The following is a 25,351-nucleotide window of genomic DNA, read 5'->3' as shown; positions in this document are numbered from 1 at the left end:
TACCTTTTCTCAGGCGGACCCCGGCGCAGGGTACGCGTCACCCGCGTCCTCATCGTTCTGCGCGCGCGCCAAGATGCGTTTGCGCACCGCATAGATGTTGTTGCGCAGCGCGTAGAGCTCGTCGGCGTAGGACAGCGGCACGGCCACCTTGTTGACGCGCCGGTCCAGGTCATCGAGTTCCTTGAGAAGCGCGTCGGGGTCGCCCCGGTGCGATTCGAGCCTGGCTTCCACGTCGCGCAACCGGGCATACCAGCGGAACACGCGCCGCCGCACGCGAAACTGATAAAGCGGCGGCACGATGCGGCTCAAGGGCAGCATCAACACCAGCAAGCCGCCCAGCACCAGCCACATCCGTTCCACGAGGTTGCTCGCCCAGAAGGGGAGATAGCGTTGCCAGAACGGCGGCGTGCCGTTGATCGCGCGGTCACCTTCGGGGCTCACCGGCAGTTCGCTCGTGCGCGTATTCGGGAAGTCGCGGGCGCGATTGAACCATCCTGCGCCGCCGTGCAAGGTCTGCGCGCTCTGCGCGAACAACTGCCGGATGGCCGGATGCGTCTCCTCGCGCGCCAGCAGCGACGTCGTCGCGGCGAGCAGCGACACGTCGTGCGAAGGAAGATCGGCGGCCAGGTCGACCACCCCGCGCGGCAGCGTCACGGGCTGCAGGAAAGCGAATCGCCGCGAATACGCGTCGCTCTGCGCGAAATCCAGCAACTGGATGTCGGGAGCGCGCAGCAGGCGCTGCACCAGTGGCGACTGCGGCGCAGAGGCCAGCACGATCACGTCGAGCAGGCCGGCCTGGAGCGCCTCGGTGGCGGGTGTCTGCTCGAGGTTCGACAGCTCCAGCGTGGCCGGGTCCATGTGGTTGGCGCGAAACATCCTGTCCATGATCTCGGGCACGCCGCTTCCGGCCTTGTCGACGTTGATGCGCAGATCCTTGAACTGCGTGAGCGAGGTCAATGTCGCAGTCTTGTGATCGATCTTGCGCGCGGCGTCGGTGCGATAGAAGAACCAGAGCGGCTCGAGGAACAGGCTTCCCAGGGAGGTCAGTCCAGCCTCCTGGTCCTTCACGGGATCGGCGCTCCCGCCGCGGACGAAGGCCACATCGGCTTCGCCGTTGCGAAGCAGTTGCAGGTTGTCCAATGAGCCGTCGGTCGGCTTGAGCACCACTTCGATGCCGTTGGCCTTGAGCGCTGTCGCATAGCGCTTGCCGAATGTGGCGTAGGCGCTGCCTGTGGGTCCGGTCGCCAGCGTCACCTGCTTCGGCGGTTGCGGCTGGAGCCACCAGTACGCCGCGGCCAGCAACCCGACGACGAGAAAGATGACCGGACCGGCGGACGCGATCAGGTCGCGGATGGAGAGGAGGAAGAGTCGGATGGCTTGAGGCATGCGTGGACGTGGGAGAGGACTCTGGATCGAGGCGCTTGCGGCAGCGGCATTTTCAGTTGGATTCAGGCCGGTCCTGGTTACAAAGCGCTCGCTGAGCATGTGTGGCATCGGGCGTTGGCCCGAAGATGTAGGCCGTCGCTTCATCCGAACGAAGGATTGATGGCGACACGGGCCGCGCGTCCAATACACGGACCATGACCCACCTCCACACTCGTTTGCTATTCGTGGGCAGGATCCTCACGGCGGTGCTTGGGATCTCGCTGCTCTTGCTCATCGCCGCGCACGACCTGTTTCCGCTGATTTCACCGGCGAAGCTGCTTCTCTATGCGGGCGTCGGCGCCTTGCTGCTGATCGCGGTGGTTCATGTCTATGCCTTCGCCATCGCGGGCGGCTGGAGGAAGCTGGTTCAACCGAGGTCCCCAGCGCAAGGAAAGTAATGCTCGCCGATGCGGACGGTTTGCGCCGCCCGCACGGCGCGCACCGTCGCCAGCGCAACGACTTCGGCCGCCATCGTGCCCAACACCGTCATGCCCGGCGCGTCACCCTCCAGCGGCACGCGTCCCGTGGCGAGCGCGAACAAGGTGTCGCCGTCGCTCATGGTGTGGACCGGATTGATCGAACGAGCCAGCCCGTCGTGCGCGACGGTGGCCAGACGGTTGGCCTGAACCTTGGTGAGCACCGCATCGGTCGCGATCACGCCCAGCGTGGTGTTGGTGCCCGCGAGCAGCGGCTTGGGGAGTTCGCCGCGAAGGATTGCGCGGCGGGTGTCGAGCAATGCGGCGCCATCCTCGGTGCGCGCGCCGGCGACGACTTGCGCCGTGTCGGGGTCGATCACGTCGCCGAGCGCATTGCAGGCGATCAGCGCGCCGACGGTCACCCCGTTGACCGTGACCGAGGCAGTGCCGACGCCGCCCTTCATCGCTCGATGGACGCCGAACAGCTTGCCGACGAGCGCGCCGCTGCCGGCCCCGACATTGCCTTCGGCCGGTGTCGCGGTCGAGGCCGCCTCGCAGGCCGCGTAGCCGGCTGCCGCGTCGGGCCGGATGCTTGCGTCGCCGACCGGCAGGTCGAACAGCACGGCAGCCGGCACGAGCGGCAGCGTGCCGTAGCGCACGTCGAGTCCGACGCCGCGCTCCTCGAGCCAGCGCATCGCGCCGTCCGCGGCCGCGAGGCCCCAGGCGCTGCCGCCCGCGAGCATCACCGCGTGAATGTGTTGAACGAAGTTGCCGGGCGCAAGGAGATCCGTCTCGCGGGTGCCGGGCGCCGCGCCGCGCACGTCGACGCCGGCGACCGCGCCATCGCGGGCAAGAATGACCGTGCAGCCGGTAGGGCGGCGCGGGTCGCTGAAATGGCCGACCTCGATGCCGGCAACGTCGGTGATGGCGCCCGCGTGGGGTGCCGAAGGGGAGGGGGAATCGCGCATCGGACGATTATGGTTGCTCGCTGCCTGTTTGGCAGGCAACGCAGTGGCAAGCCGCATGGGGCGGTGCTTTGAGGGTGGCTGTCCTTCTTCAACCTACAACGTTATCCACAGAAGTCCGGCGTAACTTGTCGCACGCCGCGCGAACTGCCACGATGTCGGACATGGAAGTCATTTGAGGGCAACCCGTGGTCAACCCAACACAAATCGCCGGACAAGGCTTGCGCATCGGCGAGGCCGCCGCACAAAGCGGCGTGAGCGCCGCCAACATCCGTTACTACGAGAAGGAAGGGCTCATCGAGCCCCAGGCGCGCAGCGACAACAGCTATCGCATCTACAGCGACGCCGACGTGCACCGCCTGCGCTTCATCCGGCTGTGCCGCGCGATGGACATGTCGCTCGACGAAGTGCGCACCTTGCTCGCGCTCGACCTGCGCAGCAAGGCCGATTGCGACGCCGCGTGCGTGGCGCTCGATGCGCACCTCGGCCACGTGCGTGAACGTCTGCGGGAACTGCGCACGCTCGAAAAAGACCTGATCGCCTTGCGCGACTGCTGCGACGGCACCGACGCGCAATGCCACATCATCGAGACCCTGCATGCGCGCGCGGACCGTCAACCGGCCGATCCGCCGCGCACGCGCGCGGCGCGTCACGTGTGACGCGGCAGCGCTGACGCCTCCGAGCGATTGGGCACGTCAGTGGAAGCCCACCGCGCGCTGAGTCGGCGCCTTCGTCAAAATGACTCCGGTTAAGAGTTTGGAGATGACAAATGCCACGCGAGCACGAGTATTGGTTTCCATCAAAGCGCTATGGTTGGGGGTGGGGCATTCCAACCTGCTGGCAAGGCTGGGCAGTGCTTGTCGCGTACTTCACGCTGCTCGGGTTGGCTTTGCTACTTTCCCGTCCAGACCGGGAGCCCTTCACCTTTGTCTTGCTTGTAATGGCCCTGAGCCTCGTTCTTGTCGCCGTGTGCTGGGTCAAGGGGGAGCCGCCCAGATGGCGGTGGGGCAAGGAATGAGAGGCCATTGCGTGCCCTTGCTGTAGGGTTGCGACATGAACCCTACGGCACTCGCCCCCATTCTCGACGTCAAGGATCTATGCTTTGCGCACCCAGGGCAGCCGGCGCTTGCGGCTGGATGGAGCGCGTCCATCGGCGCCGGGGTCACGCTGTTGTACGGCGACACCGGCAGCGGAAAGTCGACGGTCCTTCGATTGATTGCAGGCAGACTACCCGCTGAGGGCCGGCTGACCCTCGCAGGTGCACGCCTTGACGGAGAGCCCGAGGCCTATCAACGAAACGTGTTCTTCTGCGACCCGACGACGGTCGCATTTGATGAGGTCACCGCGGTTGAGTGCACCGCGTCGCTCAACGCCGGCGATGCGCGCTTCAGCGAGGCCAACTGGCGAACCTTCATCGAGGGATTCTCCTTGACCCCGCATCTCGACAAGCCGATGTATATGCTTTCGACCGGGTCAAAGCGCAAGGTCTGGTTGGCGGCTGCGCTCGCATCAGGACGCGCACTCACGTTGCTCGATGAACCCACGGGCGGGCTCGACGCCGCATCGATTCGCTTCTTGTGGCGCGCATTCGCTTGCCTCGTCGAGCAGCCCGATCGGGCCATCGTTGTCGCAAGCGCCGCGCGAATCGATTCGGTCCCGCTTTCCGGTTCGATTGAGCTACCACTTCGTTCAACACGACATATCGGACCGCGTGACATGTGACTTCTGGGCAGCTACCGCTGTGACAATCTCGGAGGAGCTCAGCGCCACGGCGTTCAGCGATTCCGCGCGGGCAGCGGCATGCCTTGTTCGCCCATCACATCGCGGAGGATGGCCGGATCGTCGGTGATGATCCCGTCCACGCCCCAGTCCATCAGCCGGGCCATGTCGGCGCGCTCGTTCACCGTCCACGGCAGCACCTGAAGGCCGAGCGTGTGCGCCTCTTTCACGAGCGCGGGCGTGAGGTCCTTGAAAGCAGGCGACCAGATCACCGGGCCCTTGGCGTTGCCCGCCGCGGCCTTCACCAGACGAGGCGCCGAGCCGAAATCCTCGAGCCGCAGGCCCGCAGTCCAGCGGCTGTCTTTCAGCGTGCCCGCGCTCGTCAGGTAAGCGCGTGGCATTTGCGGCGCCTGTTCGCCGACCAGCGCGAGGGTGCGCCAGTCGAAGCTCTGGATCGTCACGCGCTGTGCCATGCCCGCCTTGTCGATCTCGGCCAGCAACGCGCGCACCATCTGGTCGGGCGCTGCGGTTTCGTCGGGGTGCGTGGGATCGACCTTGGTCTCGATGTTGAAGCGCACCTGGTCTGCGCCGAGTTTGCGGACGCCCTCGAACAAGGCGGCGAGCGTCGGGATACGTTCGCCGTCGCGCGGCAACTGCTTCGGGAAGGACTTGCCGTAGTTGGTCTGCGGGTTGATGAGACCCACGTCGTAGGTCTGCAATTGCGACAGCGTGAGGGTGCGCAAGGGCGGGCCCTTCGACGCGAGGAATCGGCCTTGCGTGTCGCGGGTGTGGTCGGGGTTCAGTGACGTGTCGTGCGAGATCACGACCACGTTGTCGGCCGTCAGTCCGATGTCGAGTTCGAGCGTGTTGACGCCCAAGGCGATCGCGTTGGAGAAGGCCGCAAGCGTGTTCTCTGGCGCGAGCGCGCGACCGCCGCGGTGCGCCTGCAGGTCGATGGCCGGTTTCGCTTCGTGCATCGTCGTCGCGCAACCGCCGAGCAACGAGCCTGCGAGAAGCCAGGGCAGGCACCGTGCGGCCAGGTTGCGCGGCGATTCGTTCATGCGTTCTCCGTTCTTATTTGAGTTGCACCGTGATGCCGTTGTCCTGCACCGTGATGTCGCCGATCTCGTAGGTCTTTCGCCCGACCGTCAGTTCCTGGGCCGTGAAGGTACGCAGAGGCTGGTCGCGCAGCAGTTCCTGGGCGACGACGGCGCCGATCCGCTGGAGCCGCTCTGCGTCGCGGCCGGTCACGCCTTGCAGTTCGAGCCGCTCGGCCTGCGGATTGTCGAGGCGCAATGCACGCGCAGGCGCGTCGTACTTGAGTCCGCTGCTGACGGCGACGACGCCCTCGACCGTCGAAGGGCGAAGCAGCGGGCTGTTGATGGTGAGTGTGGCGGTGATCGCGGCACGGTTTTCACGGGCGTCCAAGCCTAGCTGCGGATCACGCAGGCTCACCGTGAAGATCTCGGCGTAGTGCTTCTGCACCGGGAATTGCTTGGCGATCTGCGCCTGGAGTTCGTCGCGGCTGGCGGTGTATTCGCTGGTGAAGAAGTTGAAACCCGCCATCGCGGCGAACGAGGCGGGCATCGCGGTTGCGCCCAGCAGTGCGCGCAGCAGGAGACGTCGGGAACGGATCGGGGAGCGGTTGCGCATACCGCTCGGAGCTTGCCATAACCGGAGGGTTCCCCGGCCGTCCTGGCCCTCAGTCGTGCAGCGACGAAAGGAACTGTTTCAATTCAGCCGTCTGAGGATTGCCGAAGAGCTCGGTGCGCGGCCCCATCTCGTGGACGCGGCCCTGGTGCATGAAGATCACCCGATCGCTGACTTTTCGCGCGAAGCTCATCTCGTGCGTGACCATCAGCAGCGTCATGCCCTCGACGGCGAGCGATTCGACCACGCGCAGGACCTCGCCCACAAGCTCGGGGTCGAGCGCCGAAGTGATCTCGTCGCACAGCAGGACTGCGGGCTCCATCGCCAGCGCGCGGGCGATGGCGACACGCTGCTGCTGGCCGCCCGAGAGCTGGTCGGGCATGGCGTCGAACTTCTCGGCGAGGCCCACGCGCGTGAGCAGCTTGCGGGCCTGCGAAGCGGCCTCCATCGTGCTGCGCTTCTTGACCAGCGTGGGCGCAAGCATCACGTTGCGTCCGACCGTCAGATGCGGAAACAGGTTGAAACTCTGGAAGATCATGCCCACGCGCTGGCGCAGTTCGCGCATTGCCATCGCGCTTTCGTGGAGCAACGGTTTGCCGTCCACCGTGAGCGAGCCCTCCTGGAACACTTCGAGGCCATTGATGCAGCGCAGGAGCGTGCTCTTGCCCGATCCGCTCTTGCCGATGATGGCGATCACCTCGCCGCGCCTGACATCGAGGTCGATCCCCTTGAGCACTTCGTTGCTGCCGTAGGACTTGCGCAGCGCCGTGATGCGCACGATGGGCGCGGCGGTCGAAACGGGGGCCGGCGCGGGAGCTTCAGCGACGAGCGCCATGGAATTTCCTCTCGAGGTTCTTGGCGTACAGGCTCACGGGAAAGCACAGCACGAAATAGAGCAGGGCGACGCTTCAGCGGCAAGGCTTGTGCCGGCCGCATCTGGGATTCCGAGAGCCGCGTGTTGATCACGATGGACGCCTACTACCGCGCCGGCCATCTGATCGATCACAAGGAAAAGGCCGACACCGCGGTGAAGGAGGCCGCCAGCCTTGGCCAGCAGGTCGACAAGGTCCTGGTCTGGCAGCGCTGCTCGGGGAAGACCTCGAGCGCCACGCCGCTTGTCGAGGGGCGCGACGTGATCGTCAATGACCTGCTCGGCAAGTTCCGCGGGCAGCGTGTCGAGCCCGTGCCGCTGCCGGCCGAGGCGCCGCTGTTTCTGATGTACACGAGCGGCACCACCGGACGGCCGAAAGGTTGCCAACATTCGACTGGCGGCTACCTCGCCTACGTCACCTGGACGTCCAAGTACATCCAGGACATCCACCCCGAGGACGTGTATTGGTGCATGGCCGACATCGGCTGGATCACGGGCCATTCCTACATCGTCTACGGCCCGTTGGCGCTCGCTGCTTCAACGGTCGCGTATGAAGGCGTTCCGACCCATCCGGACGCCGGCCGGCCATGGCGCATCGCCGAACAACTCGATGTCAACATCTTCCATACCTCGCCCACGGCCATCCGCGCGCTGCGGCGCGACGGACCCGACGAGCCGGCGAAATACCAGCACCACTTCAAGCACATGACGACCGTTGGCGAGCCGATCGAGCCTGAGGTGTGGAAGTGGTACCACCGTACGGTCGGCAAGGGCGAAGCCGTCATCGTGGACACCTGGTGGCAGACCGAAACAGGCGGGTTCCTCTGCAGCACGGTGCCGGGCATCCACCCGATGAAACCCGGCAGCGCCGGGCCCGCGATTCCCGGCATTCATCCGGTGATCTACGACGACCTGGGCAAGGAACTCACCAGCGGTTCGGGCAAGGGCGGCAACATCTGTATCCGAAATCCCTGGCCGGGTGGCTTCCAGACGATCTGGAAGGACCCCGAGCGTTATGTGCGCCAGTACTACTCGCGCTACTGCAAGGACCCCGAGAGCAAGGACTGGCGCGACTGGCCCTACCTGGCGGGCGACGGGGCGGTGCAGGCGGCCGATGGGTACTACCGCATCCTCGGCCGCATCGACGACGTGATCAACGTCGCCGGCCACCGCCTGGGCACCAAGGAAATCGAATCGGCCGCGCTGCTTGTGCCAGAGGTCGTCGAGGCGGCCGTGGTTCCGGTGGCCGACCCCATCAAGGGCAAGGTGCCTGATCCCGGCGACGTGTCCACGCTCGCCAATCCGGAGGTCGTCGAACGGATCAGGGAGTCGGCCAAATAGAACCTGTTGCGCGTCACCAAATCCCTTCCCTACTATCAAGCGTGACGCACCTTCTTGGTCTTCGCAATGGCACCAAGCACCAGCTTCTTGACCCCAAAGCGCGCGCCAGGCTCATCGCCTCAAGCATCAATCGCTCACCATAGTGATGTCCCTTGTATTGCTCGCGGACGTACAACCGCCTCACCTCGGCAACACTGGCATCGTGCTTCTGTATTGCGACACAACCGATGATTTCGCTGCCCTTTTCAAGCAACAGCAACACGCCAATCCGGAAAGGGCACCGAGACAAGACCATGGAGAGACGAGAGCATCAAGCATTTCGGAGGTCGGGGCGAGTGTCTGGTCCTGGGCCGGCAGCCGCCTCGCGGCTATTTTGACGCTTCGGCCCGTGTTTCACGGACTCGACAACTGGCTTCGAATCATCGATGACGCTACCGGGCTTCGACGTTGGCGGCGGCGTCAGCTGTCCGCCTCGTGTGCACTTCGCATTCCAATCCTGGGTCCTCATAGCCGCGACAACCGCCTCCCAGGCGCGTTCACCCTTCAACGGCCCAATCTGCCATTCCTCGAAAGAGCCCCGCGCGTTCCAGCATATGCGTCATCTGCGCTGCCGCGTGGATGGTCAAGTGGTGCCGGGTGAAGCCCGGCCGCGGAGAAATATAGGCCGCCATTTCGCGGGCAAGCACGCGCTGCGCGTCCGAGGAATCGGCGAGGAGCGAGATGACCAGATTCTCGAGCGCGATGATGCGGACCTGCAGCTGAACCAGTTCAGCGTTGGTCAACGCGGGGACAGTGGACTGCTCCTCTTCGCCATGTGAGGCCCATTGCGGTCCACATGCGCACGCACCCCCCTCGTTGTCCCATCGCGCAAGTGCCTGCTCGAGCAAGGTTCTGACGTCAGACGGTTTCGTGGCTGTGGACATAGGCGTGCAAGTGGAAATTGCGAACATTTAAACCCGAGCCGAAGCGTGGACCGTCGAAACCGACCGCCAAACCTAGCTGCGGGGTAAAGAACCAAGTACTGAACCTACTTCATCGTGACCTCCTCGACAAGGAACGCCCGCCGTTCGAAGGGCAGTAGGATGCAACTTGCGTCGCAACAGCGGTTCGCCTCGATGCGAAGCCTCAATGTTCGACAGCGCACGTACGGTTTGCCGGAATCACGCGCATACTGCACGAAGGAGTGTCTCTATGACCCCGGCCTTCCCGAGCGACGCGATAGAAAGCGAAACAACCTTTCGCTTGCTGGAAGAACCCAGCAGCGCGCTACTGAAGGGACTCGGCCGATGATGGCTGCAGGCCCCAAAATCGCCGAAGTTGCGCCTCCCCTGTCCGACGTCCGGACTATCGAGCGACTATCACCGTGGTGGCGGCGCGCGAGCCTCATCACGATGGCATTCGGCTTTGCCGTGCTGGTTCTGCTCACCTTCAAGGTCTACCACGAGGCTCCTCCAATTCCAGAGAAAGTTGTCACGTCGGATGGAACCCTCGTCTATACCGGAGCGGACGTCCAAGAAGGCCAGCAGGTTTTCCTGAAGTATGCGCTGATGGAAAATGGCTCCATCTGGGGCCATGGCGCTCTTCTGGGGCCGGATTTCTCGGCCGAGTTCCTTCACAGTTTGGCGCTGTACCAGGCAGAGAGCCTTGCGCGGCAGAAACATGGTGCAAAGCTTGAATCCTTGACGGTGACGCAGCGCGCCCTGGTCGAGGCCGAAGTGAGAACCGGGCTCAAGGACAACCGCTACGACCAGCAGAGCGCAGGCCTGGTGGTCGACCCGTCCTACCGAGAGTGGTTCGAAGGTCGGACACGCGCTTGGGAGGAGTACTTCTCATTGCCTGCGCACAACGGCGGGCTGCGGGCCAAGACAATTTCCGACCCTTCCGAGTTGAAGCAACTCAGCGCGTTCGTCGCATGGACGGCCTGGGCGTCGGTTGCAAATCGGCCGGGGACCGCGCATTCGTACACCAACAACTTCCCCTTCGACCCTGTCGCAGGCAACACGCCGCCGGCTGATGCAGTCCTGTGGAGCGCGTTGAGCCTCATCTTTCTGCTCGGCGGTACTGCCACGGTCCTTCTGGCATTCGGCAAATTCGACTACCTCGGCTGGAAGGCCAGGCCCGGTTACCTGTATCCAAAGGTGCTCGGCGCCTCGGTCACGCCTGCCCAACGCGCGACGCTGAAGTATTTCGCGTTGGTGGCTGTCTTGGTCTTGGCTCAGACTTTGGTCGGGGGCGCCGTGGCGCACTACCGCGCGGAACCGGGCAGCTTCTATGGCTTCGACCTGGCAGCGTGGCTGCCCAGCAATCTGCTGCGCACCTGGCATCTGCAGTTAGCGATATTCTGGATTGCAACCGCCTATGTGGCTGGTGCGCTCTTCCTTGCGGCCGCGTTGGGCGGGGGCGACCCCCCTGGCCAGCGAAGAAACATCGATGCGCTGTTCTGGGCCTTGGCGACGGTCGTGATTGGCAGCCTGCTGGGGGAGTGGGCGGGAATGCGACAACTTCTGCCGCAACTGTGGTTCTGGTTCGGTCATCAGGGCTGGGAGTACCTGGACCTGGGCCGAGCGTGGCAGATGATGCTGGCGGTGGCGCTCCTGTTCTGGTTCGTGCTACTTTTCCGGGCGGTGCTACCCGCACTGCACGACCCTGAGCGGCGAGAGATTGCGGCGCTGTTCTTATGTGCCGCCATTGCGATTCCCGTCTTCTACCTGCCAGCGATGTTCTTCGACGGGAGAACGCATTTTTCAGTCGTCGACGCCTGGCGCTTCTGGATTATTCACCTCTGGGTCGAGGGCTTCTTCGAATTCTTCGTGACGGTGATGGTTGCGATTATCTTTTTTCAGTTTGGCGTCGTGAGTCGCATCACCGCCACGCGCGTCATCTACCTCGATGCCATCCTCTACTTCGCCGGGGGTTTCATCGGAACTGGGCATCACTGGTACTGGACCGGACAGACGAGCTTCAATATGGCGGCGAGCGCCCTCTTTTCAGCGTTGGAGGTCGTGCCGCTCACCCTCATCACCCTGGATGCCTGGGACTTTGTCAGACTGTCGCGCCCCAGCTCTGACCCTGACCGTGAGCGAATCGAGGTGCCACACAAGTGGACCTTTTACTTCCTGATGGCTGTCGGGTTCTGGAACTTTGTCGGAGCGGGCGTCTTTGGCTTCCTCATCAACCTGCCCATCGTGAGCTACTTCGAGACCGGCACGCTCCTCACCATCAACCACGCCCATGCCACGATGATGGGCGTCTTCGGCATGTTGGGCATCGCCCTCATCGTCTTCGCCATCCGGCAGACCGTTGACGAGCCTCTTTGGAAGGTGCTTGAACGGTACGTCAGGGTCGGCTTCTGGGGCATGAACGGCGGCTTGGTGTTGATGGTCGTGCTGAGCTTGTTTCCGGCCGGTGTCTTGCAACTCGCGGACGTGCTCGAAAATGGCTATTGGCACGCTCGCAGTCAAGCGTATACGGCTGGGACGATTCCCATATTTCTGGAATGGAGCCGCCTGCCTGGGGACCTCGTCTTCATATTGCTTGGCGTCGTCCCTGTCACCATTGCGGCCGCTCGGGCTTACCTGGCAAGCAGAACTCCACCTACCGGTGCAGCGATGACCGTGCCTGCGATTCAACCTCACGCATAGGCGCACCCGCCATGGCTCGCTCGTCTCGTCCGGTCTTTCTGAACCCGTTCCAAATCCAGATGCCGGTGGGCGCCATCACCTCTATCGGGCACCGGGTGTCCGGTGTCATTCTCGCTGCGGGCGTCCCGCTCGGCGTCTATCTCTTGGCCCAGTCGCTGCGAGATGAGCAAGGCTTCGAGCGCGTCCTGGCGCTGCTGGGCCATTGGCCTGTCAAGGGCGGCGCGACTATTGTGACCTGGGCGCTCGCGCATCACATCTTCGCAGGCATTCGACATTTGTTGTCGGACTTCAACGTGGGCGCACCATTGCGGCTGGCGCGTCGAAGCGCCTATCTCGCAAATATCGGTGGTATCGCGGTCGCCCTGGCCATGGCGGTGCTCCTATGGTGAAAAGAGGATTCACGGGGTTGCCAGCGTGGTTGGTGCAACGCGTAAGCGCCATCTACATGCTGCTATTCATACTCTTCTCCCTCGCAGCCTTGGCCTTTCAGCCGAGGCGCACCTACCAGGACTGGCGGGCGTGTATCGCCGACCCGCTGGTCGGAATTGCCCTCGCCGTCTTCTTCGTCGCATTGTTCTCGCACATGTGGGTCGGCCTACGCGACGTGCTGCTGGACTATGCGAAGCCGGCCGGCCTACGCCGCACCTTGATTGCTGTCGTGGCGTTGTGCCTGCTGGGTCTGGCGGCGTGGGTCGCTCAAATCATCCTGGGCGCCAGAACATAGCCTCTTCCGTCTTCCGGAACCAAAGGTTGCCAACAATGAAGCTCTCAATCTCTCGCTACAACCCTGAAAAAGACAGCAAGCCGCACATGCGGGACTACGAGATTGAGCCCGCGCCTGAGGACCACATGTTGCTCGATGTCATCCTGAGGCTGAAGAAGCAGGACAACACCCTGACGCTGCGGAAGTCCTGCCGCGAAGGGGTTTGCGGGTCCGACGCGATGAACATCAACGGCCGCAATGGGTTGGCCTGCATCACCCGTGTCCATGGACTGAAGGAGCCGGTGGTCCTGCGCCCGTTGCCCGGCTTCCCCATCATCCGGGACTTGGTCGTTGATATGACCAACTTCTTCAAGCAGTACCGCTCCATCAGTCCATTCCTGATGAACGACGATGCGCCGCCGGAAAAGGAGCGCCTCCAGTCGCCGGCCGAAAGAGACACGCTCAACGGCGCCTACGAGTGCATTTTGTGCGGCTGTTGCAGCAGCCAGTGTCCGTCGTACTGGTGGAACCCGGACAAGTTCGTCGGGCCTGCCGGACTGCTCCAGGCATACCGGTTCATCGTGGACAGCCGGGACCGCGCCACGCCCGCGCGGTTGGAGAATCTGAAGGGCCCCTACCGTCTGTTTCGATGCAGAACCATCATGAACTGTGCAGAGGTATGTCCGAAGGGCCTGGAGCCTTCGCATGCCATCGAGAAAATCAGGTTGAGGATGCTCAACGTCACCGGCCAAGGAGGTGGGCTGGAAGTTCACGAGCCAGGCACCGGTCTCGACAAAAACCCTTAGATGCTCGGTTCACGGACAGACCGGAGCAGGTCCTTTGCGGCAAGGCGTGAACGTCCGGTTGTGGCTGACTGTAGCCGGTGGTCAGGTCCTGCTAAGAACTTGCTCCCTGGCTCGCCACTGGGCTGGACCGACCAGACAGTAGATTCCACGCAGGTGGACTCGCATCGGAGTTGCAGGGGGAGCATAGCCAGCTACCAATGCGACCGTTGCGCACCCAGGCGAAGTCGGGGTTGGGGTTGACCGTCCTTCGACTTTCGGCAACTGAGGGTACGGCATGTCGTAGGAAGTTGTTCTCTCTTGCCGCAAAACCGAGAACACCGGTAAGACCTATGAGCACGCTGTTCTGACCCACATCGGGAAATCCGGCTTCATCAAGGCGCATCAGAAGCTCCTGCCGCGACTCATTGGTGAGGTGCGGCGTCAACGGGGTCACTGCGCTCGCACCGGAGCATCCGAGCAGAAGTGCGGCGCCGGAGAGAAACCTTGAAATCACCATGCCTGTTGGCCTTTTCCTTGAACAGCGGGGACGATGAGCGGCTGCTTTGGCTCGAATTCTGCGGTCTTGACGAAGGGCCGGTCTTGGCCGACTGCGGAAGTCTAAGCGCGAGGCTTCCATTTGGGACTGGCCGCCAGTGCGCATCGCCTGCGCGCGCCGTGCTTCTTCATCGCTTGAACTACCCCGTCAGCCGCTGGAGATCGCAAAGTTTCACGATGCGGCAAAAGAACAGGAAATCGTGTCGCACTCAATGTGTTTTAGTGACGCACGACAAACCGCTCTGTCGCCCGCGGCCCGGTTGTCAAACGACCAACACGACCTTGCCTGTGTTCTTGCGAGCTTCCATGTAGGCCTGCGCTTCGCCTGCCAGTGCCAGCGGAAAGCTTCTGTCCACGTGGGGACGCACCCAACCTGCTTCCACACCATCCAGCAAGGTCCTCATCCAGGCCTGAAGCTTGGGCACCTCATGCCACAGATGGCCGAGGTTGACGCCGAAAACCGATCTGTTCTGGTTCATCAGCGCCACTGGGTTGAACCAGGGCATGCCAAGGCCCACCGAGAGCAGCTTCAGCGGGCCGGGCAGCGCCGACTCTGTCGCCGTGGAGGCGCCGAACATGCCTAGCCTGCCGGTGTGACGCAAGGCGCGATAGCTCTTCTTCCATTCCGCCCCACCCAGCGGATCGGAGATGAGCTCGACGCCGCGGCCTTGTGTGAGCCTTGCGACCTCGCGCGTCCAATCGAGCTTGGTGTAGTCGATCGCCTCGTGCAGGCCGCGTTGCTTGAGAAGAGCATGCTTGCCAGCGCTTGCGGTGCCGTAAATCGTGGCGCCGATATGGCGGGCAATATCGATCGCCGCCAGCCCGACGCCGCCGCCGGCGTTGTGGATCAGTACCGTCTCGTCCGGCTTCAGGCCGCCCATCACGACCATCAGTTGCCAGGCCGTCAGATAGTTGACCGGGATCGCCGCGGCCTGTTCGAAGCTCAAGGCGGCGGGCTTCTCGAAGACCTGGTCGTGGGGCACCACGACGGTGTCGGCATAGCCGCCAAAGCGGGTGAGGGCGAACACCTGCTTGCCGATCCAGCCTGTTTCCGACTGCGTGCCGACCGCATCGACGATGCCCGAGACTTCGTAGCCGATCACGGCCGGCAGCTTCGGTGCATCCGGATAGAGGCCCTTGCGAGCCAGGATGTCCGCAAAGTTGATGCCGCTGGCCCTGACCCTGATGCGCAGTTGCCCGGCCTGTGGTTCCGGGTCGGAAGCCTCTCGCTGCTGCAGGGCTTGCGGGCCGCCCTTGGCGGTGATCCAGACTTGCTTCATGGCGCACCCTCCGTGCTCGGCTCCTGCTGCGGCCGGTCCGCCCGCGAGGCGCGAAGCGTCGCAGCTTACGTCGAGTCAGCTTTTCTGACCACCTCAAAGCTGGCGGTCACAAACGACCGGCCTGAGCACCGCAGTCCGGATGAATGCGCCCTACGGTGCCTACGTGATCGGCGACTACACCGGAATCACGTCCCCGTTCAGAGCGCGCCTCCTGAGGATCAGGCCGTGGGCGGGTCTCGCTTGGAGTCGGACTTCGCACGGACGACCAGCGAGCGCAGTTCGCGCAAGCTGGCCAGTTGCTCGTCACTGCGAAGCTTCATCGCTTCAAGCTCGCGGACGATCTGCAAGAAGGGGTTGGGGTCTTGGGGGCGCGCGGGCGCGCAAGTAGGGTGTGCCATTGATGGCCTCCAACGATTTCGGTTTGCTACAACCGACGCACCCGCTGCTAAACGGGGGCGGCGGCTCGAACGGGTTAGCAGACCGGGAAACCGAAGGAAACCGGCGAGCCTCGCGGCTCCCCGAACGAGCCGCCAAAAAAAGTGGGGCGCGAACGACGAAGCCGCGGAACCCTTCGATTCAACTGCGGCTTCTGGTTTTCAGTTTCTGGGCTGCTAAACCCGATCACGCCATTGTGTGACGTGACGCGGCAAAGTATAGCGACGGGCTCAAGCCTTGCGCGTGGCCTTCAGCGTGATCTCCGGAACACTGGCAAGTGCTTTCGACAGCGGGCAACCCGCTTTCGCCCCGGCCGCGAGTTCCTGGAACTTCGCTTCGTCGATGCCGGGCACGGCCGCTTCCAGTTCAAGCTGGATGCGGTCGATCTTGAATCCCGGGCCGTCCTTCGCGAGGCGCACCGCGGCCTTTGTGTCGATCGACGTTGCGGTGAATCCGGCGGCCTCCAGCGCGAACGCGAAGGCCATCGTTAGGCAGCCCGCATGGGCCGCACCCAGGATCTCTTCAGGATTGGTGCCGCGCGTGTCGTCCTCGAAGCGGCTGGCGAATCCGTAGGGGTACGCTTTCAACGCGCCGGTCTCGGTGCTGATCAGGCCCTTGCCAGTCTTGCCGGCACCTTCCCAGTGAACGCTCGCGTGCTTGTCTGCTGCCATGTGAACTCCTTGACGGTGGGTTGAACGGAGCCTGCCGTTGTACGACAGATCGGCCGCGGCGTCTGTCAGCGGGGCGAGTCACCCATGTGACGCCCTGGGGGCTTCCCCGATGCAGCCGCGCCTTCGCGCGGCGTAGGCTCGCGGGCTGTTTGGAGACTGTATGGACCGCCCGCATTACAAGTTCTGGCCGCAACGCCTGCCTCGCTCGATCACCGTCCCCGCCACCTCCCTGTGGCACAACCTCAAGACCAGCGCCGAGCGCTATCCCGACAAGGCTGCGCTGGTCTTCTTCGGCAGCGAGATCACCTACCGCGAATTCGCCGCCCAGGTCGAACGCCTGGCCGGCACGCTGCATGCGCTGGGCGTGAAGCGCGGCGACCGCGTGATTCTCGACATGCAGAACTGCCCTCAACTCGTGATCGCCCATTTCGCGATCCTGCGGGCCAATGCCGTCGTGGTGCCGGTCAACCCGATGAACCGCGCCGAGGAACTGAAGCACTACATCACCGACCCGGACGCCAAGGTCGCGATCACCACCGGCGACATCGCGCCCGAACTCGCCAAGGCCAGCAATGCACTGGACGCCAAGGACCGACTGGCCCACATGATCGTCACCCAGTTCACCGACACCTTCGATGCCGAGGTGACCGGCGAGGAAGCCCCGGCGCCGGCCTGGCGCGACTGGCTGCTGACCCGCCATCCGCTGCCCGCGCTGGAAGACGGCGCCGTGACGGCGTGGACCGACGCAATGAACGCCGGCCACTCCGCGCCGGAACACGTGGTCGGCGCCAACGACATGGCCTTGCTGCCCTACACCAGCGGCACCACGGGCCTGCCCAAGGGCTGCATCCACAACCATTCGAGCCTGATGCACAACGCCATCGCGGGCCAGCTCTGGGGCCTCGGCTCGATGGAGACGGTGGTGCTGGCCGTTGTGCCGATGTTCCACATCACCGGCGTGGTGAGCATGATGCACACCACCATCATCTTCGGCGGCACCTTGGTCATCATGCCGCGCTGGGATCGCGACGTGGCCGGCCGCCTGATCTCGCGCCGCAAGGTCACGAGCTGGACCAACATCCCGACCATGGTCATCGACCTGTTGGCCAGCCCGAACTTCGCGAACTACGACCTGAGCAGCCTCGTCTACATCGGCGGCGGCGGCGCCGCGATGCCGCAGGCCATCGCCCAAAGGCTGCTGGAGCAGTTCGGCCTCAAGTACCAGGAAGGCTACGGCCTCACCGAGACCGCCGCGCCTTCGCATGCCAATCCGTTCGAGAACCCGAAGCAGCAGTGCCTCGGCATTCCCTACATGAGCACCGACGCGCGCGTGGTCGACCCTGACACGCTGCGGGAAATGCCCATCGGCGAATCGGGCGAGATCATCATCCATGGCCCCGAAGTCTTCGAGGGCTACTGGAAGCGGCCCGACGCCACGGAAGCTGCCTTCGTCGAGTTCGAGGGCAAGCGCTTCTTCCGCTCGGGCGACATGGGGCGGATGGACGAGGACGGCTACTTCTTCATGACCGACCGGCTGAAGCGCATGATCAATGCGAGCGGCTTCAAGGTCTGGCCGGCCGAAGTCGAGCTGCTGATGTTCCGCCATCCAGCGATCCAGGAAGCCTGCGTGATCGCCACCAAGGATGCCTACCGCGGCGAATCGGTGAAGGCCGTGGTCGTGCTGCGCCCGACGCACAAGGACACGACCGAGCAGCAGATCATCGACTGGTGCCGCGAGAACATGGCGGTCTACAAGATCCCGCGCGCGGTGCAGTTCGTCGATGCCTTGCCCAAGAGCGGCAGCGGCAAGGTGATGTGGCGGTTGCTGCAGGAGGCGGAGAGCGCCGAAAAATAAGGTTTTGGACACGCTGCTGCGGGTACCCCCCCATCGACGCTAGCGTCCGCCACGCATAGGCCTCACGCCAGACTCATGTCTAGCCGCCGACCGAGCGCCCGCAGCGCAGCGGCAACCGTGTCGATCTTCGTCGGGTGGTGCAGGTCGATCAGGCGCGTGACCTCCTGCGGGCGCGCGTGCATAAGCCGCGCCAGGTCTGCAGGGCGCTTGCCCTGCGCAATCATCTCGTTGAGCAATAGCACCTTTGCCGACACGCTGGCCGGCAGGTCGACCGTGATCTGTCCGCGCTTCGGAGCCGACGGCGGCGGTACCGGTCGGCGGTCTTCGAAGTAGAAATCCATCGCACTCGTCAGCGCATCGGCTGCGAGCGCAATCGCCTCATCCCGATCCTTCGCGCCGGTCAGGGCCTCGGGGATATCGGGGAAAGAAACCGTGAACCCATCGCCATCGCGGGTCACGCGTGCCGGGTAGCTAAACATTGTTCACCTCTCATCTTTGACACCGAGTTGACGCAAGATGGCCTTGCGCAATCCTTCGCCCAGATCCTGGGCACCGTGTCGCGGCAGCGTCGACTGCTTGCCGTTCAGGTACACCTTGGTGTGCTTCGCACCCTCAGTGAACGTCGCCCCCTTGGCGGCGAGGAAGCGCTTGAATTCCGAATACTTCATGGAGAGTCCCATCCTGTGGTTGTCGTTTGCGGTCCATAGCTCTTTCTCCATGATTTCGTGCACAGCGCACGCACCCTTGGGCGAGGTGCAGGCCGCCGGAATATCCGACTTGCCTGCATAAAGTATAAACAAAAATGTTGAACATTGTCTATGTAGGCAACATTGACCGGCTAGGCGCCGCCGCTGCTTCCAGATTGTCAGCAAGGCCTGCGAACGAGGGTACGGCCGGGCAGGTGAAGCAGGCGTGCGGGTCCTCGCAGAGCCACCGGTACAACTCCATCTTCTGCGAGTACTGCACGCCGTGCAGCACGAGACCAGACAGGTGCCAGATGAAACGCCCTGTTTCAATCGTGGTAACGGTTCGCGAAGGGCAGGCGCTATGGCTTGCGCAGCATATCGATCAGCCGCGCCAACGCCACTGACGGCGTGCCTTGCCACACCAGATGCGTGCGATTGGCGCGCATGCGCTCCGGCAGCACGTGCTGGCGCACATCGGCGGTGGCGCGCAGCGCCTTGAGCACGGACACCGGCACGATCGCAAAGCCGGTGCCCGCTGCCACGCAGGCGATCATGGCCTGGTAGGAAGAAAACTCCAGCGAGCGCGACGGCGATACGCCGCCCTTGCCGAGCCATTGCTCGAGCAGGCGGCGATAGGAACAGCCCTGCGCGAAGGCAATCAGCGTCGCATTGGCCAAGTCGCCGGGCCGGGTCACGGAGCTCACGCTGTGCGCGGTGATCAACACCAGTTCTTCCTCGAACACCGGCAGGGTCTCGAGCCCGGGCGCGGCGAAAGGCTCCGACACGAAGGCGGCTTCGATATCGAAGGCCTTCACCCGTTTGAGCAAAGCGCCAGTGGTGCCGGTGACGAGTTCGACCACCACCCCCGGATAAAGCTTGTGGAAGCGCGACAGCACAGGCGCCAGCCGGCTGCCCGCCGTGCTTTCGAGCGAACCCAGCCTGAAGGTGCCAAGCGGGAGATCGCTGCGCAATTCGCTCTCCGCCTCGTCGGCCAGGCGCAGCAGGCGGTCGGCATAGGGCAGCAGCTTGTGGCCGGCGGGCGCGAGCGCGAGGGTGCGCCCCTGGCGATGGAACAGCTTGTGACCCAGTCGCTCTTCAAGTTGCTGGATGCGGGTCGTGACGTTCGACTGCACGCGGTTGAGCTTGTCGGCCGCGCGGATCACGCCGCCCTCGGCCACGACAGTGCGAAAGATCTCCAGGGAGTCGAGGTCGATCGTTCTCATAAGAAGAATGATTGTTCTGAATAATTCATTTGTGGCCGTTGCGCATTCTGCGTCTAATGACGAGCCATGTCGAACCCATCCATCGCCGTATCGAGACCGTCCTTTGTCACCGTGTGCGCCGCCGGAATGCTGGCGCTGGCGATCGCGATGGGGATCGGCCGCTTCGCCTTCACGCCGATGCTGCCCCTGATGATCCGCGCCGGCAGTGTCGACGTGGCGGCCGGTGGCTGGCTGGCGGCGGCCAACTACGCGGGCTATCTGCTGGGCGCGCTCACGACTGCGCGGCTGCCGCTCACGCCGCAGCGCGTCGGGCTGTTGTCGCTGGCGGTGATCGTGCTGTCGACTGCGGTGATGGGCTGGACCGGCTCCGTCTCGATCTGGCTGCTGCTGCGCTTCGTGGCAGGGGTGGCGAGCGCATGGGCGCTGGTGAGCACCAGCGTGTGGTGTCTGGGCTGGCTGGCGCGCCTCGATCGTCCGGCAGGCGCCGGCGTGCTCTATGCAGGCGTAGGCGTGGGCATCGCGCTCGCAGGCCTCTATTGCTGGCGCGCGGGCGTGGCGGGCGTGGTGCCCGAGGGGCTCTGGATGCAGCTCGGCGCGCTCGCGCTCGTGGGTTTGGTCGTTGTCGCGGTGTTGATGCCGCGCGAGGCGGCGGGGCAGGGCGCGGCCGCGAACGGTCCTTCCGCCGCCGCGCCGACGTCGTCGCCCGGTGTGGTCCCGTGGGGACTCGTGTTGAGCTACGGTGTCCTGGGTTTCGGCTACATCCTGCCGGCGACTTTCTTGCCGGTGCTCGCGCGCGCGGTGGTCGATGACCCTTCCGTGTTCGGCGCCGCCTGGCCCGTGTTCGGCACGGCGGCGGCGTTGTCGACCGTGTTTGCCGGCGCGGCGCTGGTCCACTTGCCAAGGCGGCATGTGCTCGCCGGAAGCCATGCGCTGATGGCGCTCGGCTGCCTGCTGCCGGTGCTGCATCTGTCGGCGGCCACCGTGCTCATGGCTGCGCTGCTGGTGGGCGGCACATTCATGGTCGCGACCATGGCCGGCATGCAGGAAGCAAAGGCGAGCAGCGTGGGCGATCCGACGCGCATGCTGGGGCGAATGACCGCGGCCTTCGCGATCGGCCAGATGGCCGGGCCGGTGTTGTCCTCCGCGCTGAGCGGCAAGGCGGAAGGCTTCGGCGGACTTTTCATCGCGTTGGCGGTCGGCGCCGTGGCGCTGCTGGGCAGTGCCGCATGGTTGGTCCGGAAACCTTCACGCACCGTTTGATCGACAGAACCAGACAGGAACCCATCACATGATTCAGCAAGGTCACACCGAGCCCTGGGTCGAGCGGCTGCCCATGCCCGCCGCCGAGTCCATGAGGGATGCGCAACGCGCCGCCGCGCAGGCCCTGATCGACGGTCCGCGCAAGGCCGTGTTCGGTCCCTTCATCCCGCTGCTGCAGAGCCCGGTGTTGATGGAGCGCATCGGCAGCCTGGGCGAATACCTGCGCTTCGACAGCGCGATCGACCCGCGCGTGCGCGAACTGGTGACCTGCGCCGTCGCGCGCCACGTCGGTAATCAGTTCGAATGGGTGCTGCATGCCGCGGCGGCGGTCAAGGCCGGTGTCAGTGCCGAGGCGATCGAGGCTTTGCGACTCGGGCGCCGCGCTGTGCCGCTGGCGGACGACGAGCAACTCGCGCTCGACTTCGCTCTGGAACTGCTGCGGAACCATGGCGTGAGCGAGCCCACCTACGCGGCCGCCGAGGCGCGCTTCGGCCCGCGCACGGTGGTTGAACTCAGTGCGCTGGTCGGCTACTTCACGATGGTCTGCTGGGTCATGAACGTGGCCCATACGCCGGTCAAGCCGGCGGATGGGCAGCCCGGGCTGGACCCGTTCCCGCTCTAGGGCGCGGCGAACCCGCAGGCCGCCGCGGCGGCCGGGCATGGCGCGTGGTCAGGTTGGTGTCGCAATCGGCAGGCACAATCGCGTCGCGCCGCGGACAGGGTCCGTGAACCGACCCTTCCGATCACTCATGCTCGACAAACGCTTCTTCCCGCGCCAGGCCGTCGCGTCCGGCGGCAACCGCTGGGACTGGGCCCTCCTGCCCCTGGTGCTGGCGACCCTGTTCGCCCTGGCATTTGGTGCCGCCCAGATGGCGCGCCCCTATGAACTGGGCCAGCCGCTGCCGATCAGCCTCGACCCGTGGATGCTGCCGTACTACCTGCTGCGCACGACGCTGCGGATGTTCCTCGCGCTCGGGGCGTCACTGGTGTTCGCCTGCGTCTTCGCCGTGCTGGCGACTCGATACAAGGTGGCCGAGAAGATCCTGGTGCCGATGCTGGACATCCTGCAGTCGATCCCGATCCTGGGCTTTCTGTCGATCACGGTCACCGGCTTCATCGCGCTGTTTCCGGGCAATCTGCTGGGCGTGGAGTGCGCAGCGATCTTTGCGATCTTCACCTCGCAGGCCTGGAACATGGCGTTCAGCCTTTACCAGTCGCTTCGCACGGTGCCCGCCGAGCTGCGGGAGGCGTCGTCGGTGTTCCAGCTCTCGGCCTGGCATCGATTCTGGCGACTCGAACTGCCTTTCGCGATGCCCGGACTGCTGTGGAACATGATGATGTCGATGTCCGGCGGCTGGTTCTTCGTGGTCGCGTCCGAAGCGATCTCGGTGTCGAACCAGAACATCAAGCTGCCCGGTGTCGGCTCCTACATCGCGATGGCCATCGAGGCGCGCGACATCGGCGCGATCGGCTGGGCCATCGGCGGCATGCTGATCGGCATCACGCTGTACGACCAGCTCTTCTTTCGGCCGCTGATCGCATGGGCCGACAAGTTCCGCTTCGAGGAGGGCAGCTCCGAAGACGCGCCGCGCTCCTGGCTGCTCACGTGGCTGCGCCGCACCGATCGACTCAAGCGCATCGTGATCGGGGCGGCGAAGATGCTCGAGCGCTCGCTGGTGCTGTTCCGGCGCGATCACGACGGGACTTCCATCAAGGCGCGCCCGCAACTGCCGAACGAGGCCGTGGCGCGTGTGTGGGACGCCACGATCGCGGCGGCGGTGCTGCTGGCCATCGTGTGGCTGGTGCGCTTCATCCACACCGAGGTCGGCTGGTCCGAGGTGGGCCACGTCTTCCTGCTGGGCTTCTACACGATGCTGCGCGTGCTGGTGCTGATTGCGCTGGCCGCGCTGGTGTGGGTGCCGATCGGCGTTTGGATCGGCATGAATCCACGCTGGGCCGGGCGGCTGCAGGGCGTGGCGCAGTTCATGGCGGCGTTTCCGGCAAACCTGATGTTCCCCGTGGCGGTGCTGTTCATCGTGCGCTGGCAGCTCAACCCGAACATCTGGCTCGCGCCCCTCATGGTGCTGGGCACGCAGTGGTACCTGCTCTTCAACGTGATCGCGGGCGCCTCGACCATCCCGACCGAACTGCGCTACGCGGCCGAGAATTTCGGGCTGAAGGGATGGCTCAAGTGGCGGCGCTACCTGCTGCCGGCGGTGTTCCCGAGCTTCGTCACCGGCGCCATCACGGCCAGCGGAGGCTCATGGAACGCCAGCATCGTGGCCGAATACGTGACCTGGGGCGACACCACGCTGCAAGCCGTGGGTCTGGGCAGCTACATCGCCCACATGACCGCCATCGGCGACTTTCCGCGCATTGCGCTGGGCATCGGCGTGATGTGCGTGTTCGTGATGGCCATGAACCACTTCGTCTGGCGGCGGCTCTATGAGCTTGCAGAGAACCGGATGCATTTCTAATTTCCAATGACTGCGAATGATTGCGCGAGGAACCGCCATGGCTGAAGCCATCGTTGAACTCAGGGGTGTGGGCAAATCCTTCAAGCTCGCCGACGGCGCGGCGCGCTCGGTGCTGGAGGGCGTGGATTTTCGGCTGGCCGAAGGCGAGATCGTGGCGTTGCTCGGGCAGTCGGGTTCGGGCAAGTCGACGCTGCTGCGCATCCTGGCGGGCCTGATCGGCGTCGATGCCGGCAGCGTGAACTACCGCGGCCAACCCTTGTACGGCCCGGCGCGCGGCATCGCGATGGTGTTCCAGTCTTTCGCGCTCTTTCCGTGGCTCACGGTGCAGCAGAACGTCGAACTGGGGCTGGAGGCGCGCGGCGTCGAGCCGGTGGAGCGCGCGCGGCGTGCGAGCGACGCCATTGAATTGATCGGTCTGGCGGGCTTCGAAGGGGCATTGCCGCGCGAGTTGTCGGGCGGCATGCGGCAACGGGTGGGCATTGCACGCGCGCTCGTGGTCGAGCCCGAGGTGCTGCTGATGGACGAGGCCTTCTCCGCGCTCGACGTGCTCACCGGCGAGCGCCTGCGAGACGACATCCTCCAGCTCTGGGGCGGTGGCGAGATGCCGACCAAGGCCATGCTCATCGTGTCGCACAACATCGAGGAAGCCGTGCTGATGGCCGATCGCGTGCTGATCTTCGCGGCGGACCCCGGCCGCGTCCGCGCCGAATTGCCGATCCGCCTGCCGCGCCCGCGCGATGTCGACAGCCTGGAGGTGAGGGCGCTGATCGACGAGGCCTATGCGCTCATGACCGCCGGCGCGCCGGTGGCCGGCCGCGCCGCCGAGGAACCCGTGCGAATGCATCTGGGCGATCGCCTGCCCGACGCCGATGTCGGCCGCATGGAAGCGCTCCTGGAAATGCTCATCGAAGACGGCCGGGAGGGCCGCGCCGACCTGCCGCAACTCGCCGAGGAGGCCGAGCTCACCGACCATGACCTGCTGCCACTCACGCAGGCGCTTTCGTTGTTCGGCTTTGCGCAGCTTGCGGACGCCGACTTGCATCTCACCGAACTGGGTCGTCGCTACGTCGCTGGCACGCACACGTTGCGCCAGCAGTTGCTGGGTCAGCAGTTGCTTGCGCACGTTCCGCTCGCAGCCCACATCCGCCACAGCCTGGAACAGGCCCCCTCGGGCGAGCTGCCGCAAGAACCCTTCCTGGAGTTGCTGAAGGAGAGCCTGGACGAGGCAACCGCCGAGCGCGTCCTGCGCACGGCGATCGAATGGGGCCGATACGGCGAGGTGTTCGAGTACGACCTGCGCACCGGCCTGATCCATCTGCCCGCAGGCGAGGACGAAGCCGCCGAAGCTTCAAGCAACGGCGGCTAGACCAGCGGGCGACCGGATAATGCGGGG

The 25,351-nt window shown here is 64.6% G+C and carries 27 protein-coding genes and 1 pseudogene; 14 read left to right on the top strand and 14 right to left on the bottom strand.

Features of this window, described 5'->3' with window-relative positions; genetic code table 11:
• Window positions 1-9: 9 nt before the first annotated feature.
• Window positions 10-1,386 carry a TAXI family TRAP transporter solute-binding subunit gene (locus tag AC1DN9_RS03615; protein WP_478097342.1) on the bottom strand — a complete coding sequence of 459 codons (1,377 nt, stop codon included), beginning with the start codon at window positions 1,384-1,386 and terminating at the stop codon, window positions 10-12.
• Window positions 1,387-1,580: 194 nt separating this feature from the next.
• Between AC1DN9_RS03615 and AC1DN9_RS03610 the strand changes: the two genes are divergently transcribed.
• Window positions 1,581-1,823, top strand: a complete 243-nt coding sequence (locus AC1DN9_RS03610) for a hypothetical protein (RefSeq protein WP_478097340.1) — start codon at window positions 1,581-1,583, stop codon at window positions 1,821-1,823.
• Here the strand turns inward: AC1DN9_RS03610 and AC1DN9_RS03605 are convergent.
• Window positions 1,793-2,809, bottom strand: a complete 1,017-nt coding sequence (locus tag AC1DN9_RS03605; RefSeq protein WP_478097338.1) for a P1 family peptidase — start codon at window positions 2,807-2,809, stop codon at window positions 1,793-1,795. The genes AC1DN9_RS03610 and AC1DN9_RS03605 overlap by 31 nt on opposite strands.
• 185 nt (window positions 2,810-2,994) lie before the next feature.
• Between AC1DN9_RS03605 and AC1DN9_RS03600 the strand changes: the two genes are divergently transcribed.
• From AC1DN9_RS03600 to AC1DN9_RS03590, 3 genes are all read left to right on the top strand, one after another.
• The gene (locus AC1DN9_RS03600) at window positions 2,995-3,465 is read left to right on the top strand and encodes a Cd(II)/Pb(II)-responsive transcriptional regulator (protein WP_478097336.1); all 471 of its coding nucleotides are present in this window, start codon (window positions 2,995-2,997) and stop codon (window positions 3,463-3,465) included.
• Window positions 3,466-3,575: 110 nt separating this feature from the next.
• Window positions 3,576-3,824 carry a hypothetical protein gene (locus tag AC1DN9_RS03595; protein ID WP_478097334.1) on the top strand — a complete coding sequence of 83 codons (249 nt, stop codon included), beginning with the start codon at window positions 3,576-3,578 and terminating at the stop codon, window positions 3,822-3,824.
• Window positions 3,825-3,859: 35 nt separating this feature from the next.
• Entirely contained in the window at window positions 3,860-4,528 is a 669-nt protein-coding gene (locus AC1DN9_RS03590) for an ABC transporter ATP-binding protein (protein WP_478097332.1), read from the top strand.
• Window positions 4,529-4,581: 53 nt separating this feature from the next.
• Here the strand turns inward: AC1DN9_RS03590 and AC1DN9_RS03585 are convergent, their stop codons facing one another.
• From AC1DN9_RS03585 to AC1DN9_RS03570, 4 genes and pseudogenes are all read right to left on the bottom strand, one after another.
• On the bottom strand, window positions 4,582-5,586 hold the full coding sequence (locus AC1DN9_RS03585; protein ID WP_478097331.1) for a glycerophosphodiester phosphodiesterase: 1,005 nt from the start codon (window positions 5,584-5,586) through the stop codon (window positions 4,582-4,584).
• A gap of 13 nt (window positions 5,587-5,599) precedes the next feature.
• On the bottom strand, window positions 5,600-6,178 hold the full coding sequence (locus AC1DN9_RS03580; protein WP_478097329.1) for a DUF1439 domain-containing protein: 579 nt from the start codon (window positions 6,176-6,178) through the stop codon (window positions 5,600-5,602).
• Window positions 6,179-6,227: 49 nt separating this feature from the next.
• On the bottom strand, window positions 6,228-7,010 hold the full coding sequence (locus tag AC1DN9_RS03575) for an amino acid ABC transporter ATP-binding protein (RefSeq protein WP_478097327.1): 783 nt from the start codon (window positions 7,008-7,010) through the stop codon (window positions 6,228-6,230).
• Window positions 6,994-7,080 (bottom strand): annotated as a pseudogene (locus AC1DN9_RS03570) (amino acid ABC transporter permease); the annotation flags it as partial. The pseudogene AC1DN9_RS03570 and the gene AC1DN9_RS03575, both read right to left, overlap by 17 nt.
• 50 nt (window positions 7,081-7,130) lie before the next feature.
• Between AC1DN9_RS03570 and AC1DN9_RS03565 the strand changes: the two are divergent.
• Window positions 7,131-8,387, top strand: coding sequence for an AMP-binding protein (locus AC1DN9_RS03565; RefSeq protein WP_478097325.1), 1,257 nt, complete (start codon window positions 7,131-7,133; stop codon window positions 8,385-8,387).
• Window positions 8,388-8,400: 13 nt separating this feature from the next.
• On the opposite strand, the gene AC1DN9_RS03560 is transcribed toward AC1DN9_RS03565, so the two are convergent.
• Complete coding sequence (locus AC1DN9_RS03560) at window positions 8,401-8,682, bottom strand: GNAT family N-acetyltransferase (protein ID WP_478097323.1); 282 nt, start codon at window positions 8,680-8,682, stop codon at window positions 8,401-8,403.
• A 241-nt stretch (window positions 8,683-8,923) separates the two neighbouring features.
• Entirely contained in the window at window positions 8,924-9,169 is a 246-nt protein-coding gene (locus AC1DN9_RS03555; RefSeq protein ID WP_478097321.1) for a hypothetical protein, read from the bottom strand.
• Window positions 9,170-9,778: 609 nt separating this feature from the next.
• Here AC1DN9_RS03555 and AC1DN9_RS03550 point away from each other — a divergent pair.
• From AC1DN9_RS03550 to AC1DN9_RS03535, 4 genes are read left to right on the top strand one after another with little or no spacing between them, the layout of a single operon-like run.
• Window positions 9,779-12,028 carry a nitric-oxide reductase large subunit gene (locus tag AC1DN9_RS03550; RefSeq protein WP_478097320.1) on the top strand — a complete coding sequence of 750 codons (2,250 nt, stop codon included), beginning with the start codon at window positions 9,779-9,781 and terminating at the stop codon, window positions 12,026-12,028.
• 11 nt (window positions 12,029-12,039) lie between these two features.
• Window positions 12,040-12,417 (top strand): succinate dehydrogenase, cytochrome b556 subunit, encoded by a 378-nt coding sequence (gene sdhC / locus AC1DN9_RS03545; protein WP_478097318.1) that lies wholly within the window; start codon window positions 12,040-12,042, stop codon window positions 12,415-12,417.
• Window positions 12,411-12,752, top strand: coding sequence for a succinate dehydrogenase, hydrophobic membrane anchor protein (gene sdhD / locus AC1DN9_RS03540; RefSeq protein WP_478097316.1), 342 nt, complete (start codon window positions 12,411-12,413; stop codon window positions 12,750-12,752). Before sdhC ends, sdhD begins: the two co-directional genes overlap by 7 nt.
• 35 nt (window positions 12,753-12,787) lie before the next feature.
• Window positions 12,788-13,537: a succinate dehydrogenase iron-sulfur subunit gene (locus AC1DN9_RS03535; RefSeq protein ID WP_478097314.1), complete on the top strand. Its 750-nt coding sequence runs from the start codon at window positions 12,788-12,790 to the stop codon at window positions 13,535-13,537.
• Window positions 13,538-14,334: 797 nt separating this feature from the next.
• On the opposite strand, the gene AC1DN9_RS03530 is transcribed toward AC1DN9_RS03535, so the two are convergent.
• From AC1DN9_RS03530 to AC1DN9_RS03520, 3 genes are all read right to left on the bottom strand, one after another.
• Entirely contained in the window at window positions 14,335-15,351 is a 1,017-nt protein-coding gene (locus AC1DN9_RS03530) for a synaptic vesicle VAT-1 family membrane protein (protein WP_478097312.1), read from the bottom strand.
• A gap of 218 nt (window positions 15,352-15,569) precedes the next feature.
• Window positions 15,570-15,749, bottom strand: a complete 180-nt coding sequence (locus tag AC1DN9_RS03525; protein WP_478097310.1) for a hypothetical protein — start codon at window positions 15,747-15,749, stop codon at window positions 15,570-15,572.
• Window positions 15,750-16,016: 267 nt separating this feature from the next.
• Entirely contained in the window at window positions 16,017-16,457 is a 441-nt protein-coding gene (locus AC1DN9_RS03520; protein WP_478097308.1) for an OsmC family protein, read from the bottom strand.
• Window positions 16,458-16,617: 160 nt separating this feature from the next.
• Between AC1DN9_RS03520 and AC1DN9_RS03515 the strand changes: the two genes are divergently transcribed.
• Window positions 16,618-18,312, top strand: a complete 1,695-nt coding sequence (locus tag AC1DN9_RS03515; RefSeq protein ID WP_478097307.1) for a long-chain fatty acid--CoA ligase — start codon at window positions 16,618-16,620, stop codon at window positions 18,310-18,312.
• Window positions 18,313-18,374: 62 nt separating this feature from the next.
• Here AC1DN9_RS03515 and AC1DN9_RS03510 read toward each other — a convergent pair whose 3' ends face one another.
• The 3 genes from AC1DN9_RS03510 to AC1DN9_RS03500 all read right to left on the bottom strand — a co-directional run bounded on the left by AC1DN9_RS03510 (window position 18,375) and on the right by AC1DN9_RS03500 (window position 20,221).
• Window positions 18,375-18,791: a type II toxin-antitoxin system HicB family antitoxin gene (locus AC1DN9_RS03510; protein WP_478097305.1), complete on the bottom strand. Its 417-nt coding sequence runs from the start codon at window positions 18,789-18,791 to the stop codon at window positions 18,375-18,377.
• A gap of 3 nt (window positions 18,792-18,794) precedes the next feature.
• Window positions 18,795-18,980, bottom strand: coding sequence for a type II toxin-antitoxin system HicA family toxin (locus AC1DN9_RS03505; RefSeq protein WP_478097303.1), 186 nt, complete (start codon window positions 18,978-18,980; stop codon window positions 18,795-18,797).
• Between the two features lie 377 nt (window positions 18,981-19,357).
• Window positions 19,358-20,221, bottom strand: a complete 864-nt coding sequence (locus tag AC1DN9_RS03500; protein WP_478097301.1) for a LysR family transcriptional regulator — start codon at window positions 20,219-20,221, stop codon at window positions 19,358-19,360.
• Window positions 20,222-20,287: 66 nt separating this feature from the next.
• Between AC1DN9_RS03500 and AC1DN9_RS03495 the strand changes: the two genes are divergently transcribed.
• From AC1DN9_RS03495 to AC1DN9_RS03480, 4 genes are all read left to right on the top strand, one after another.
• A complete protein-coding gene (locus AC1DN9_RS03495; protein WP_478097299.1) occupies window positions 20,288-21,481 on the top strand; it encodes a YbfB/YjiJ family MFS transporter in 1,194 nt (397 codons plus the stop codon).
• 28 nt (window positions 21,482-21,509) lie between these two features.
• Complete coding sequence (locus AC1DN9_RS03490; protein WP_478097297.1) at window positions 21,510-22,103, top strand: carboxymuconolactone decarboxylase family protein; 594 nt, start codon at window positions 21,510-21,512, stop codon at window positions 22,101-22,103.
• 127 nt (window positions 22,104-22,230) lie between these two features.
• Window positions 22,231-23,958, top strand: coding sequence for an ABC transporter permease (locus AC1DN9_RS03485; RefSeq protein WP_478097295.1), 1,728 nt, complete (start codon window positions 22,231-22,233; stop codon window positions 23,956-23,958).
• A 37-nt stretch (window positions 23,959-23,995) separates the two neighbouring features.
• A complete protein-coding gene (locus AC1DN9_RS03480; RefSeq protein WP_478097293.1) occupies window positions 23,996-25,324 on the top strand; it encodes an ABC transporter ATP-binding protein in 1,329 nt (442 codons plus the stop codon).
• Window positions 25,325-25,351 lie beyond the last annotated feature (27 nt).

The organism is Variovorax sp. 05L425, assembly GCF_056397705.1.
Note: the sequence above shows the minus strand (reverse complement) of the source record. Positions and strands in the feature narration are given on the sequence as shown.